Origin of the sequence: Corynebacterium sp. MC3, assembly GCF_900099485.1 — a bacterium.
Classification (GTDB): domain Bacteria; phylum Actinomycetota; class Actinomycetes; order Mycobacteriales; family Mycobacteriaceae; genus Corynebacterium; species Corynebacterium pseudogenitalium.
Map to the genome: position 1 here is coordinate 1 of NZ_LT622816.1, position 13,834 is coordinate 13,834.

11 protein-coding genes, 1 other RNA gene and 2 pseudogenes are annotated in these 13,834 nt (G+C 66.4%); 10 read left to right on the plus strand and 4 right to left on the minus strand.

Annotated features, from left to right (window positions below):
* Positions 1–103: 103 nt before the first annotated feature.
* Together BQ4436_RS08960 and rnpB are read left to right on the plus strand one after the other, a co-directional pair.
* Positions 104–610 carry a histidine phosphatase family protein gene (locus tag BQ4436_RS08960; protein WP_083329526.1) on the plus strand — a complete coding sequence of 169 codons (507 nt, stop codon included), beginning with the start codon at positions 104–106 and terminating at the stop codon, positions 608–610.
* A gap of 40 nt (positions 611–650) precedes the next feature.
* Positions 651–1,064, plus strand: an RNA gene (rnpB, locus tag BQ4436_RS08965) — RNase P RNA component class A.
* A gap of 2 nt (positions 1,065–1,066) precedes the next feature.
* Here the strand turns inward: rnpB and BQ4436_RS08970 are convergent.
* Positions 1,067–2,260, minus strand: a complete 1,194-nt coding sequence (locus BQ4436_RS08970; RefSeq protein WP_070976470.1) for a hypothetical protein — start codon at positions 2,258–2,260, stop codon at positions 1,067–1,069.
* A 37-nt stretch (positions 2,261–2,297) separates the two neighbouring features.
* Between BQ4436_RS08970 and BQ4436_RS08975 the strand changes: the two genes are divergently transcribed.
* Positions 2,298–2,501: a hypothetical protein gene (locus BQ4436_RS08975; RefSeq protein ID WP_070976472.1), complete on the plus strand. Its 204-nt coding sequence runs from the start codon at positions 2,298–2,300 to the stop codon at positions 2,499–2,501.
* Between the two features lie 30 nt (positions 2,502–2,531).
* Here BQ4436_RS08975 and BQ4436_RS08980 read toward each other — a convergent pair whose 3' ends face one another.
* Complete coding sequence (locus BQ4436_RS08980) at positions 2,532–4,082, minus strand: CYTH and CHAD domain-containing protein (RefSeq protein WP_070976473.1); 1,551 nt, start codon at positions 4,080–4,082, stop codon at positions 2,532–2,534.
* Positions 4,083–4,188: 106 nt separating this feature from the next.
* On the opposite strand from BQ4436_RS08980, the gene glnA reads away from it, so the two are divergent.
* The 4 genes and pseudogenes from glnA (at position 4,189) to BQ4436_RS09000 (ending at position 9,096) form a co-directional block, all read left to right on the plus strand.
* Entirely contained in the window at positions 4,189–5,523 is a 1,335-nt protein-coding gene (gene glnA / locus BQ4436_RS08985; protein ID WP_070977110.1) for a type I glutamate--ammonia ligase, read from the plus strand.
* Positions 5,524–5,539: 16 nt separating this feature from the next.
* Positions 5,540–7,519 (plus strand): annotated as a pseudogene (locus BQ4436_RS08990) (bifunctional [glutamine synthetase] adenylyltransferase/[glutamine synthetase]-adenylyl-L-tyrosine phosphorylase); the annotation flags it as partial.
* 185 nt (positions 7,520–7,704) lie between these two features.
* Positions 7,705–8,769 (plus strand): annotated as a pseudogene (locus tag BQ4436_RS08995) (bifunctional glutamine-synthetase adenylyltransferase/deadenyltransferase); the annotation flags it as partial.
* 15 nt (positions 8,770–8,784) lie between these two features.
* Positions 8,785–9,096, plus strand: coding sequence for a hypothetical protein (locus BQ4436_RS09000; RefSeq protein WP_070977112.1), 312 nt, complete (start codon positions 8,785–8,787; stop codon positions 9,094–9,096).
* On the opposite strand, the gene BQ4436_RS09005 is transcribed toward BQ4436_RS09000, so the two are convergent.
* Positions 9,093–10,421 carry an MFS transporter gene (locus BQ4436_RS09005; protein WP_070976475.1) on the minus strand — a complete coding sequence of 443 codons (1,329 nt, stop codon included), beginning with the start codon at positions 10,419–10,421 and terminating at the stop codon, positions 9,093–9,095. The genes BQ4436_RS09000 and BQ4436_RS09005 overlap by 4 nt on opposite strands.
* A gap of 71 nt (positions 10,422–10,492) precedes the next feature.
* On the opposite strand from BQ4436_RS09005, the gene thrC reads away from it, so the two are divergent.
* Genes thrC through BQ4436_RS09015 form a run of 3 tightly spaced genes read left to right on the plus strand, consistent with a single transcriptional unit; the run spans position 10,493 to position 13,100 of the window.
* Positions 10,493–11,938: a threonine synthase gene (thrC, locus tag BQ4436_RS09010; RefSeq protein ID WP_070976476.1), complete on the plus strand. Its 1,446-nt coding sequence runs from the start codon at positions 10,493–10,495 to the stop codon at positions 11,936–11,938.
* A 3-nt stretch (positions 11,939–11,941) separates the two neighbouring features.
* Positions 11,942–12,085: a hypothetical protein gene (locus BQ4436_RS12280; protein WP_168156175.1), complete on the plus strand. Its 144-nt coding sequence runs from the start codon at positions 11,942–11,944 to the stop codon at positions 12,083–12,085.
* Positions 12,075–13,100 carry a trypsin-like serine protease gene (locus tag BQ4436_RS09015; protein WP_083329527.1) on the plus strand — a complete coding sequence of 342 codons (1,026 nt, stop codon included), beginning with the start codon at positions 12,075–12,077 and terminating at the stop codon, positions 13,098–13,100. The genes BQ4436_RS12280 and BQ4436_RS09015 overlap by 11 nt, the downstream gene beginning before the upstream one ends.
* Before the next feature lies 1 nt (position 13,101).
* Here BQ4436_RS09015 and BQ4436_RS09020 read toward each other — a convergent pair whose 3' ends face one another.
* Positions 13,102–13,830, minus strand: coding sequence for a hypothetical protein (locus tag BQ4436_RS09020; RefSeq protein ID WP_070976481.1), 729 nt, complete (start codon positions 13,828–13,830; stop codon positions 13,102–13,104).
* Between the last annotated feature and the right edge of the window lie 4 nt (positions 13,831–13,834).

Here is a 13,834-nt window from a genome sequence, read left to right on the forward strand (position 1 = left end):
TTTTTTTTAATGAGCCGGCGACCACCGAGATCTACTCTGTTTCCCTACACGACGCTCTTCCGGTCTTCGCATGGTTGAACAGCTGTCGCGTATACCCATCTAGATGTGGAGAAGGGACAGCGCCGAGATGGGGCACATCGACGTGATCGTTGCCTCACCGCAGGCGCGTGCCCAGCAAACCGCGCAGGCCTGCGCGGACGCGCTCGGGATTGCGCACGAGGACATCGTCACCGAGGAGGGCTTCCGCGAGGTGGACTTCGGCGACTTTGAGGCGCTCAGCAGGCAGGACGCGCAGCAGCGCTACCCCGAGGAGTTCGAGGCGTGGCAGGCCTCCGCCGCCACCGCGCCGCCGAACGGGGAGTCGCTGGCATCGCTGCACCGCCGCGTCACGCGTGCCCGGCTGCGCGTCCAGGAACGCTACGAAGGCAAAACCATCCTCTTGGTGGCGCACACCACGCCGATCAAGTCGGTGATCCGCCAGGGTCTGAACGTGAGCGCTGAAGTGTTCAAGCACCTGTTTCTGGACTTGGCGTCGATTTCTGTGGTGGAGTTCTACGGGGAGATGGGCGTGGTGCGCTGCGTCAACGACGTCGCCCACCACCGAAAATAAAGCGCACCGGCCGCTGTGTTGTAGAGTGGCACAGTGCGAATGAGCCGGCCGGGCAACCGCGTCGCCCCGAACCGCCACACGCGTTGTGGCTGGCGGGGACCGAGGAAAGTCCGGACTCCACAGGGCACGGTGGTTGCTAACAGCAACCCGGAGCGATCCGCGGGCAAGTGCAACAGAAAGTACACCGCCAACCCAGGCAACTGGGTAGGTAAGGGTGAAAGGGTGCGGTAAGAGCGCACCGGCATGCACAGTGATGTGCGTGGCCAGGTAAACCCCACCGGGAGCAAGGCAAGAACCGCAGCCGCAAGGCTGGGGTCGTCGGACGTGATGAGGCTGCCCGCCCAGTCCGAAGGTAGCTGCTTGATGCGCCCAGCGATGGGACGCACAGATGGATGGTTGCCGCCCGCGCCTACGGACGTGGGTACAGAATCCGGCTTATAGGCTGGCTCATTCGCCTTACACTTCGATCCTGCCAACCTCACCCGTCGTGACCGGGATGACCAGCAGGTTCTCCTCCATCCGGGAGGCAAAGTTTTCGGCTTTCGACGCCGGCACCAGCGCCAGCACCGACTGGGAGACCCCAGGTGCGGCTGGTCTTGCGACGCTCGCTCCGCACTCGCACGCGAGCTGGCTCAGCAGCGCCGGGGTTGCCAGGGCCTCATCGGCGGCGTCACCCGCGTGGGGGCTTAGCGCGTTGACCAGCGCATCGATCTGCTGCGAGCGCAACGCCTGCGCCGCACCCAGTGCGCGTGCCGTTTCGTCCTCACAGCGCTGCAGCACTGCGCGTGCGCGCCTCGGATCCGGTGCGGAACTATCGCCAACGGTGTGGCGGGCCTCCACCCACTGGACCACGCGCGCGGTCGCGTCCGGTAGTTGGCGCAGCGAGGCCACGCCGAAGTTTGCAGCTGCCGTCTCGATGAACTCCTGGCGTCGCCGCATCGACTCCGCGAACGCGTCCGGCTGCGCCGCCTGCTCCTTGGCCACCACGAACATTCGCAGGCCAAGGCGCTCCGGGTGGGTGATCTGCGTGACCGAGCCGTCTGCCTGTTCCACAAGGTTCAGCGTGGTGCCGTGGCCGCGAAGCGCCGCGGTGTAGCGCGCCTTCAGCGGGCTGGACGTGGCGTACGCGGTGGCGGACTGTGCGCAGACCTCCGCAAGCTTCGTGCGCAGGGGAGGGGCGTCGATATCGTCGTGGGCGCCGGCGCACGCCAGCGTGATGGCGGCTTCTGCCGCGGCAATCTCGCCGAGGCCAACTCCGTGCGGGACGTGGGAGACCACCGAGATGTCCATTCCCGTGGTCTCGCGGGAAAGCACCTGGCGGTGGATCAGCGTATGGATCAGCCCGGTAATCCGGTGCGCGAGCTGCGCTTCCTCGGTGCCCGCGGTAGGGGCGTTGAGTGCCGCCAGCGTGCTGGTCGCGGCGAGAATCCGGCCGTCGGCACGCGTGAATTGGAGCGAAATGACATCGTCCGACCTGCGGCTCACCGCGGCACACACCCGCTGTGGGCCAAGCCCGATGATGCTCGCCCCGCCATAATTATCGACGCCATCACCAGCCACCACCACCGTTGCCGGCGCGGAAGCGACGTGGTCGGGGGCGCAGCCAGCATGGTGGGCATGTGCAGCACGCATCTCCTGTTGGACATTCATAGGGCACAACCATACCCGTGGCGCTAAGGTGGGCGCCATGAGCGGAAACTTCTATTACAACCCGACCACCGGCGAGATCACCGAGGGCAAAGTGCAGTCCTGGGAAAACCGCATGGGCCCTTACAAGACGCGCGAGGAAGCCGAGGATGCGCTGCGCATCGCGGCCGCGCGTAACCAGCAGGCGGACGCGGAAGAGGCCGCCGAGGACAACTGGGGCACCCCACCTTCCTGGGAGAAGTAGCCCCTACTGCGCGAACAGGACTTACAGGGCTTACAGGGCTTTCTGTGCTGCCTTCTTTACTTCGCGGATTGCGCCGAAGTAGCCGCGCAGTGCCTTTTCACCGTCGCGGAGTTCGCGTTGGAAGCACATGCCGTAGGCGAACACGTCCTCGTCGCGCTGGCGCGCCAGCTTCGCAAGCACCAGCAGCTCCTCGCGCGAGGTCGCGCAGTCCTGGAAATCACCCAGCATCGATTGCAGGCGCTTGCAGGCCTTGATAAGGCGCTTGAACTTCGGGTCGCTGGTGGCTGCCGCTGCGTAGCGCAGCCGCTTGGCTGCCTTGCGCACGTCGTGTACGTAGGCCTCGCGCTTCGCGCGCGGCAATGACGTGTCGTGGTAGCGGTCGTCGACCTTGGCGTGGCGCTTCATCAGCTTCTTATATGCCTTGCGCACGTGGCGCGCCAGGGCTTCGTCGTTGTCCTTGATGCCCTCGCGCACCTGGGGAGGGTTCGCGATGAGTTCATCGATGGCGTCGAGAAGGTTGAGGTAGGCGTCGCTGTTGCACATGTTGACGATGTTGCGGTGCGCGAGCTTGTACACGCTGTGCATATCCTCGCGCAGGTGGGCTGCGGCAGCATCATCCATGCAGCCGGAGTCGTCAGTGTCGAGCAGCTGCAACCACCGGGCGTGCACCACCTCAGCGTCTCGCGCCACCCCGAGCACGCCCGCGACGTGCTTGAGTTCCTTCTCGATCTTCGAAAACGCATCGCCCTGCACGAGCCCGTCGAAGGTGCGCAGGATGGAGCGCAGCTCCCGGATTGCCACTCGCTGCTGGTGCACCGAGTCCCACTGGTCGGCGCGTACGGCGCGGTCGCCGTGGACGATGGTGTCACGAAGCGTGCGTACGGAAGTTAACAGCGAATGCAGCGGGGAATCCGCAGGCAGGTGTGCCTCGGTGAGGTGCGGAGGCAGCGGAGCTTTCGCCAACGAGTCCCCGAGCGCGGACGTCAGCTTCGACGGCGAGGAGGACGGGCGAGCGCCGGAGGAGAGCAGGTAACGCTCCGCCTGGCGCAGCAGGGACGCACCTGCGTTGGTGCCCGCGACCTGCTCCGTGAGTTCGAGTTCCCACTCGCGCCAAGTGGTGTGCGAGCCCCCTGGTAGCAGCGAGCGGGCGGAGACGTGGTCGTCGCAAAACTCGGCGACGGGCTGGCCTTCCTCGTCGGCGAGGATGGTTTCCACGCGGTGGTTGTCCACCTGGGCGATAGGCTGCAGCGGGTGGCGGCGCACGATGGCGCGGACGGCGTCGACAAGCTCCTGCGGGACCGTGTGCGGGTCCTGCAGTGGGCAGCGTAGCTCGGTGCGGCCTTGACCTGCTGGAATCTTCATGTGCCAGCCGTCGTCCGGGCCTCCCGTGCGGCGGCGCAGCGTGATCTTCTCGCGCGTCAGGCGCAGGTCAGCCGTGTCGTAGTAGATTGCGGAGAGCTGCTGGTGGCTCGTGCTCGCGAGCGCGGACACCCCCGGCAGCTGCCGCATGTCGGGGACGGCGGTGGAGTCGTCGACAGCTAACTTGATCTCAATTTCTATGTACTCATGTGGTGCAGCCACGGCGAAGCCCTACTTTCAACACGAAGCATGTGCGGTCACCGCAAAGTCTAACGCGTTCGCCCACTTTCGCGGCGGCATGAGCGCAGGCGCAGTAGGGTACAACACTATGGACACGCAACAGGAAAACGTACTTCGCATGGTTGAACAGCGCGACATCGCGTTCATCCGCCTGTGGTTCACTGACATTTTCGGATCCCTGAAAACCGTCATGATGAGCCCCGCCGAACTTGAGGCCGCCTTCGACGAGGGCGTGGGCTTCGACGGCTCCTCCATCGAGGGCTTCTCCCGCATCTCCGAGTCCGACACCTTGTTGCGCCCGGACCCCTCCACCTTCCAGCCGCTACCGTTCGACGAAGGCACCGGCCTGCAGACCGCCCGCATGTTCTGCGACATCACCATGCCGGACGGCGACCCGCTCTACGCCGACCCGCGCCAGGTACTGCGCCGCCAGATGACGCACGCGCGCGAGCTAGGCTTCGAGTTCAACGCCAGCCCCGAGATCGAGTACTACGTGCTCAAGCAGAACATGCCTGGGGAGGACCCGGTGCCGGCGGACAAGGGCGGCTACTTCGACCAGGCGAAGCGCAACGAGGCGCCGAAGTTGCGCCGCCAGGCGATCGCCGCGTTGGAGTACATGGGCATTGTCACCGAGTTTTCCCACCACGAGGCCAGCGCCGGCCAGCAGGAGATCGACCTGCGGCACACCGACGCGCTGACCATGGCCGATAACGTGGTCACCTTCCGCTACATTGTGAAGACTGTCGCAGAGGCCAACGGCGTGCACGCCACGTTCATGCCAAAGCCGTTCGCGGACATGGATGGTTCCGCGATGCACACCCACTTCTCGCTGTGGGAGGGGGAGACCAACGCCTTCCACGACCCGGACGATGAGATTTCGCTGTCCAAGACGGGCCGCCAGTTCATCGCGGGCATCATCGAGCACGCCAACGAGATCTCCGCGGTGACCAATCAGTGGGTCAACTCGTACAAGCGCCTCCAGTTCGGCTCGGAGGCGCCGACCGCGGCGACGTGGGGCGTTTCCAACCGCTCCGCGATGGTGCGCGTGCCCACCTACCGCCTGCACAAGGCGGACTCGCGCCGCATCGAGGTCCGCTCGTTGGACTCCGCCTGCAACCCTTACCTTGCGTACGCGGCGGTGCTGGCAGCAGGCCTGCGCGGCATCGAGGGCGAGTATGAGCTCGACGAGCCAAGCCGCGATGACGTATTCGCGCTGACTCGCCGGGAGCGCCGCGCGATGGGGTACCGCGACCTGCCGAACTCGCTCGACCAGGCGCTGCGCCACCTGGAGCGCTCCGAGTTCATGGCAGAGGTGCTCGGAGAGCAGGTCTTCGAGTTCTTCCTGCGTTCGAAGTGGGACGAGTACCACGCCTATACCTCCCAGATCACCCCGTGGGAACTCGAGCACGGCATCGACCTTTAGGCCTCAAAGGAGCACCATGTCTGCAGCAGCACCCCTGCCGAACCCTGCGAAGCTCGGGCTGACCAGCCCCCGCGCCGCCGAGGACTTAGCCACGCTCGGCATCACGGATGCGAAGGTGCTCGCAGCGCTTGCCGACGCCGGCGATCCAGACCTGGCGCTCAACACGCTCTACCGTCTCTTCAGCGCGCTTGACGACGCCCCATCCTGGCAGGACGTGCAGTCCCACCTGGCGGCCGACGGCCAGTTCCGCACCCGGCTGTTCGCGCTGCTCGGCGGCTCCACGGCGCTGTCCGACCACCTGGTGGCGCACCCGCAGCGCTGGTGCAGCCTGCTCGAGCCGCTCCCAGGCAGTGAGGAGCTCTTCCGCACGATGCTCGCGGCCGTCGACGCCGCGCCGGCGGGCCTCGAGGGCGACACAGCAAGCGAGGACCTGACCACCCCCGGCACCTACCGCGCGGGGCAGGAGTGGTCGCGCCACGCCAGCGCCACCGCACCGCTTCGCGAGCACTACCTCACCCTCATGATGCGCATCGCCGCCTCGGACCTCGCAGGTGAGGTGGGCTACCGCGAGGTGACCGAGTACGTCACCACGCTTGCCGACGCCGCCCTGACCGCAGCGCTGGCCGTCGCCATCCGCGAAACCTACGGCGACGACGACCCCGACTCCCGCCTCGCGATCATGGCGATGGGCAAGTGCGGCGCCCGCGAGCTGAACTACATCTCCGACGTCGACGTCATCTTCGTCGCCGAACCAGCCACTGCCCCGGCCACCAAGACCGCCAGCACCGTGATGCAGCTTGGCACCGCGTGCTTCTTCGAAGTCGACGCCAACCTCCGCCCCGAGGGCAAGTCCGGCGCGCTCGTGCGCACCGTCGACAGCCACCTGGCCTACTACAAACGGTGGGCGCAGACCTGGGAGTTCCAGGCGCTGCTCAAGGCACGCCCGATGACAGGCAGCGCCGAGCTGGGGCAGCGCTACATCGCGGCGTTGCGCCCGCTGGTCTGGGAGGCGTCGCAACGCACAAGCTTCGTCGAGGACGTCCAGGCGATGCGCAGGCGCGTGCTCGAGCACGTGCCGAAAGACCTGCGCGAGCGCGAACTCAAGCTGGGCAGCGGCGGGCTTCGCGACGTCGAATTCGCCGTCCAGCTGCTCCAACTCGTGCACGGGCGCATCGACCCAAGCATTCGGGTGAAGAACACCGTCGACGCGCTCCAGGTGCTTACCGACGGCGGCTACATCGGCCGCGAGGACGGCGCCAAGCTGATCGACGCCTACGAGTTCCTCCGCCTGCTCGAGCACCGACTGCAGCTCACCCGCTTCAAGCGCACCCACCAGCTGCCCAAACCCGACGACGCGAAAGCGCTGCGGTGGCTCGCGCGCACCTCAGGCTTCCGCACCGGCCCACGCGCGACCGCGACCGAGGCGCTGCGCACCCGCCTCAAGCAGGTCCGGTTCACCGTGGCCAACCTGCACGAACGCATTTTCTACCGTCCGCTGCTTAGCGCGGTGGTGAACCTGAGCTACGGCGAGGCTACCTTGAGCGCCGACGCCGTCAAGGCCCAGCTCGCCGCACTCGGCTACCGCCACCCGGCGCGCGCCCACGACCACCTCACCGCGCTGGTGAAGGGCACCTCGCGCCGGGCGAAGCTGCAGGCGATCCTGCTGCCGTCGCTCATGCACTGGCTGGGTGGCACCGCGGACCCGGACGCGGGGCTGTTGAACTACCGCAAGCTTTCGGAGGCGGCGGAGGATAAGAGCTGGTTTTTGCGCATGCTGCGCGACGAGGGCGTGGTCAGCCAGCGCCTCATGCAGATCCTGGGCACCAGCCCGTACGCCTCCGAACTGATCATCGCGGCCCCTGAGGTGGTCAAACTCTTTGGCGACGGCTCCTCGGGTCCGCGCCTCATCGAGGCGGCGCCCGACCAAGTGGAGAAGGCGATCGTCGCAGCCGCCGGGCGCTACGAGGACCCGGACCGCGCGGTGTCGGTGGCGCGTTCGCTGCGTCGGGCGGTATCTTTTTCACCTCACGATGTGTTCATGCGACAGGGTGCGGGGGCAGGGGAGCTTTCTCTCAAGAGCATCCGAGGGCGCGGGTCGAGCTTGCAGCCGCGGGGGACAGGTCGGGGCGGGGTGGGGATAGGGAGTCGGGAGGGAGGTGTGTAGGGCGATAGGGTTGGGTTTCGCTGCGTCGGGCGGAGCTCGCGCGCATCGCCGCTGCCGACCTGCTCGGCTTCATGGAGGTGCGCCAGGTCTGCGAGGAGCTCACCTACGTGTGGGACGCCGTTCTGCGCGCCGCGCTCGCCGCAGAGATGCGCGCCCAGCACCAGGACCCCGAGCGCCCAACGCCGGCGCGCATCGCTGTGATCGGGATGGGCAGACTCGGCGGGGCGGAGCTCGGCTATGGCTCGGACGCGGACGTGATGGTGGTTGCCGCAGCCAACGAGGGCTACAACGACCACGAAGCAACCGTGTGGGCCGCCAAGGTCATTGAGGCGATGCGCGCGCGCCTGGCCAAGCCGAGCGCCGACCCACCCCTCGAGGTCGACCTCGGACTGCGCCCCGAGGGGCGCTCTGGCGCGGTGGTGCGCACGGTGGAGTCCTACGAGCGTTACTACACCGAGTGGGGCGAGGTGTGGGAGCGCCAGGCGCTGCTGCGCGCCGTCACCATCGCCGGTGACCGGGACCTCGGTGCGGACTTTCTGCGCGTCATCGACCCGGTGCGCTACCCGCCGGGGGGCGCCAGCCAGCGCGACATCAGGGAAGTCCGCCGCATCAAGGCGCGCGTGGACAACGAGCGCCTGCCGCGAGGGGCGGACCGCGCCACCCACACCAAGCTGGGCCGCGGGGCGCTCGCCGACGTCGAGTGGACCGTGCAGCTGCTCACCATGATGCACGCGCACACCCACCCAGCGCTGCACACCACCTCCACGCTGGAGGCGCTCGACTACCTCGTCGACCCGGACGACGACCTACCGCAGGTCATCGCGCCACAGCAGGCACGCCAACTGCGCGAGGCATGGCTGATGGCCACCAGGGCCCGCAACGCCATCGTGCTCGTCACCGGCAAGCGCACCGACCAGCTGCCCGCGCCGGGCACGCAGCTCGGCCCCGTCGCAGGCTCCGCGGGCTACAGCCCGGAGCACCAACAGCAGTTCCTGGAGGACTACCGGCGCACCACCCGCCGCGCATACCGCGTGGTGGAGGAGGTGTTTTGGGGCGAGACCCCGTCGCTTGAGTTCGAATAACTTATGCTGGTGCCCATGGCTGTACAGATTGCAATCGACCTTGAACACGCAACGTTCGCGGACCTCGTCGCGCTTGTCGACGCCGCCCGCGTCGCCGGCGTCACCCCCGACACCGAACTCGAACTGGCAGATTCCACGCTGAGCATCGCCGTGGAGCCAGAGAGCGCGGATGCACACCAGCAGCGCGTGCCCGAGCGCACCCGCGAAGGCGAGGGGCCGACCACGGTCTCCACGCCCGGATCCTCGGCGCTGCCGCAGCTTGGCGACGCCGCCATCCGCTCCGTCGTTGACATCCTGACCGGGCGCCAGGAACCCCCGCGGCGCTAGTTTGCCTTCGTTGGTGGCGCTTGCTCGACGATCTTGAGTCGGCGCATCTGCGGCTGCGCCTTCGCCCGTGCCACGAGCAGGCCCACCATCAGCAGGATTGCTAGCACGTAGACCGCGATCCAGGCGTACTGGAAGTCCTCCCACGTGTACTGCACCGAATCTGCCGAGTGGTCCAGCAAAATCCCCACCGCCTGGGCTGCGACCATGGAGGATGTGAACCCGCCCATATTGGCCAGGCCGGTGCCGGTCGCCACCATGGCGGGCGGCACGTGCTCGCGCACGTTATCGAAACCGAAGTTGGACGCGGGCACCACCGTGCCCATCACGATCACCACCGCCAGGATCGCGCCGAAGCCGCGCGGAGTGGACGTCGAAAAGAACCACAAAAACATCAGCGGCGTCAGTGAGCACAGCACGATGACCGCCATGTCGCGGCGCACGCCCAAGCGCGCAGAGACCGCACCGAGCACCGGCGATGCGACGATCATGCACACCGTCAGCACGATGAGCACCGTGCCGGCCTCCTGCTCGTTCAGGCCCATGCCGAGCGTCATCATCGGCACACCCCACAGCAGGGTGAAGGTGATCATCGGGAAGATGGAAAATCCGTGGATGAAGAAAGCCTCCCAGCACACCGGCGAGCGCACCACCGTCGAGAGCGTGGTGCGAAGCGGCACCTTTGCACTTTTGGCCACAGCCTCCTCGCCAGGCTTCGCGGGAGCGTCCGCTACCGCGACCACCGCGGCGAGCGCCACGAACACCCCGACCGCACCGAGCGAGACGAACGCGACCTGCCAGCCCTTCGCGTGCAGCAGCGCCAAGAACGGCACCGCGGACAGGAACTGACCCATCTGCCCAATCGCAGTGGACAGCTGCGTAAACAGCGGCGTCTTACGGGGCGGGAACCAGCTCGGCAGGATACGCATCACTGCCAGGAACGCCGTGGCGTCGCCCGCGCCGATGAGTACGCGCGCCGCAAGCGCGACAGGGTACGAGGACGTAAACCCGAGCAGGATCTGGCCCACCGCCATCACGAGCGCGCCGACGATCAGCATGAAGCGCGGACCCTGCCTATCGATGAGCACCCCGGTCGGGATCTGCGCCAACGAGTACACGCCAACCTGTACTGCGGTGAACACGGCGATGCGAGAGGCGTCGATACCAAAGCGGTCGATCGCCTCAACTCCCGCGACGCCGAAGGACGTGCGGCCCAAGATGGCGACTACGTACACCGCGACTGCGCCGAACCACACAAAAAGGGCGCGCCGGGTGACGCGCTGCTGTGGATCGTTGGTCTGGGAGACAGGGGAGTTGGAATGGGGCATGCGGTACAAGGTACTCCCTCGGCTGCGCAATCCGGCATGCGGGTCCGGTGCGTCACGTAGACTGTGCAACCGTGGATTACATTTCAACGCGCGATACCGCAGGCACAACCTACAAGTTCACCGACATCCTGCTCACGGGCTTAAGCCCGGATGGCGGCTTGTTCCTTCCCGTGGAGTACCCGCAGCTGAGCCCCGAGCAGCTCGACAGCTGGCGCACGCTGCTCGCCGAGCGCGGGTACGCGGCACTCGCCGCCGAGGTGCTCAAGCTCTTTATCGACGACATCCCGCACGCCGACATCGAAGCGATCACCGCCCGCGCCTACCGCACCCCCGTATTTAACGACGCCGCCATCGTCCCCGTAACCAAACTCGAGGACGACCTGTGGCTGGCACACCTCTCCGAGGGGCCAACCGCGGCGTTTAAGGATATGGCGATGCAGCTGCTCGGCGAGCTCTTCGAGTATGAGCTTGGCCGCCGCGGCCGCCACCTGAACATCCTGGGCGCTACCAGCGGCGATACCGGCTCCTCTGCCGAGTACGCGATGCGCGGCCGCGACAACATCCGCGTGTTTATGCTCACCCCAGCTGGTAGGATGACGCCATTCCAGCAGGCCCAGATGTTTGGCCTGGACGATCCGAACATCTTCAACATCGCCCTCGACGGCGTCTTCGACGACTGCCAGGATGTGGTCAAGGCCGTCAACGGCGACGCCGACTTTAAGGCGAAGTACGCCATCGGCGCCGTCAACTCCATTAACTGGGCACGCCTGTTGGCCCAGACGGTTTACTACATCTCTACCTACCTGCGCGTGACCGAGAACAACTCGCAGAAGGTGAGCTTCTCGGTGCCGACCGGCAACTTCGGCGACGTGTGCGCGGGCTACATCACCAAGCGGATGGGCCTGCCAGTTGACCGCCTGATCGTGGCTACGAACGAGAACGACGTCCTCGACGAGTTCTTCCGCACCGGCCAGTACCGCCCGCGCAGCGCGGCAGAGACCCAGGCAACGTCCTCGCCGTCCATGGATATCTCGAAGGCGTCGAACTTCGAGCGCATGATGTTCGACGCCGTCGGGCGAGACGCCGCGCTGACCAGCGAGCTCTTCGGCACCAAAGTGAACAGCGGAGGCTTTGACGCCGAGGACTTCGGCGGCGCAGACGTCCTCGACCGCATCCGCGACGCGTTCGGCTTCTGCTCCTCCTCGTCCACCCACGCTGACCGCGTGGCGACCATCCGCGAGGTCCACGAGCGCTCCGGCGTGCTGATTGACCCGCACACCGCCGACGGTGTCCACGCCGCCCGCGCCGTGAGTGGCGACGTCGATACCCCGGTCGTCGTGCTTGAGACCGCGCTGCCGGTGAAGTTCGCCGAGACCATCGTCGAGGCCACCGGCACCCAGCCGGAGGTGCCCGAGCGCTTCCGTGGCATCATGGACCAACCACGGCACGTCACCGAATTGCCGAATGACGCAGACGCCGTGAAGGCCTTTATCCAAGACTCCATCGAAGGGAAGTAGCACATGGCACAGGAACAGTTCGCAGGCCCGGAGTACTTCACCGAGTTCGACCCCGAGAAGTTCATCCGAGACATGAAGATTCAGAAGGAAGAAGCTGCCAAGGGCGACCCCGCCTTCGCTGACGATGAAGCGGGCGATGAGCAGTAGCGGCGACCTCGCCAAGAAATACCAGCCCGAAGACGGGCAACAGTGGACGTTCCCGGAGCCGGTCGCCCCGCTAGGGCAGCCGGCGCCTCGACGCGGGCTGGGTGGTGGCGCGTGGTTTACCGTCATCGTCACCGCGCTGTGCTTGGTCGGGATGGTGGTGTGGCTGGGCCTGCACACCTCTGAAATAGATACGCGCACCGCCGAGGAACGCCAAGCCCAGGAGGCCGTCCAGCGCCCCGGGGAGCAACCGCCTGCCGCGGCAACGGGCAACCGGATCCTGGTGCCCGAGTTCGCACCGTGGGCGCCGGGCTCGCTGATCCAGTCCACGGACCACTACCCGGAGCCGGGGGAGCGCTTCACCGCGCAGTCCTGCACGGTCGCCTTCACCTTCTCGGGTTCCGACGGCCGCTCCTACGCCGTCACCGCCGGGCACTGCGGGCGTGAAGGCCACCTCGTGTGGCCGAAAGGGGCCTCGGACACGAACGACTACTCGCAGGAAGTCGGTAGGTTTATCTACTCCGGGCTTTACACCCCTGATGTAGAGGACCCAGAGGCGGAGCGCATCGACGTCGGCATTATCGAGATCTACGACACGGATCGCGCTGTGCCGCTCGTCGGCGACCCGATCCCAACCGGCATCGGCGCCGACATCGGCCCCGTTGACCGCGTCTGCAAGACCGGCGGAACCACCGGCTACACCTGCGGCCACTTCGAGGCCGCGAGCCGCGTCCAGATCGTGACCGCCCACGACGACGAAGAACAACGTGAGTCCCGCGGCGACATCGCAGGTGTGTGCGCCTCCTCCGGCGACTCAGGCGGCCCCGTCTTCGCCGATGTGAACGGGCGGGCCACCATCATCGGCGTAGTCTCCGGGACGGAGGCCGACCGTTCAGGGGAGGAGTGCTGGGAAGGCATGGAGGACCCGATCATGATGTCCTACTCCAACGTTGATCAAATTCTGAGCGTCATCGAGCGCGTCGTGCCGGACGCCCAGTGGGTCGAACAGCAGTGGTGAGCTACTGCGTATCGGGCGTCGGGTTCGTCTGCAGGTCGTGCTTGCCCTTGTCATCAATCTCGAGCGTGGTCACTTCGCCCGCCCCATAGGCCTGGTAGATCACCTCGACGAAGCCGTCGGGGAGGCCAACTTCCTCCCACATTGCGATGAGGCTGTCGCGATCAGTCTCGTCGGCCACGTTCATCCACGTCACCTTGGTCTTCTGCCCGAACGGGTAGTGCAGGAACCCGACGAAGTCGGCGTCGTACCCCACAGCGAGGCGCATGAGCTGCGCAATCGACTCCGGGGCAGGAGCGTCGTTGCAGTAGTCCCACAAACTCACGTTGAGGTTGCTGCCCGTGCGCAGCTCAACGCCGGGGATGCAGTTTTGCTGCAGCAGGCGTGAGAGGTGCCCCGAGAACGAGTCCACATCCTGCACCGCGGTATCCGTGATGTTGCCGCGCAGCGCTGCGCCGCGATGCGCCTCGCGCACCTCTGCGTCCGCGATCAGGTACGGCCGGATGCTCGCTTCTATCGACGCGATGTCGGCCTGCGGTGCCTCGGGCTGAAACACTAGTTCGCGCTGCAGCCGAGTCTCCTGCGGAGCGTTGTGCTGGTAGGCGTACAACGCGACTGCCAGCGATGCCAGCACCACCACGAGCGCTCCGTACACCGCCACAAACAGTGCAGTTGGCACCCGGCGAAGCAAAGCAACAGACTGTGCGGAGTCATCAGTGGTGGTGTGCAACATGCCG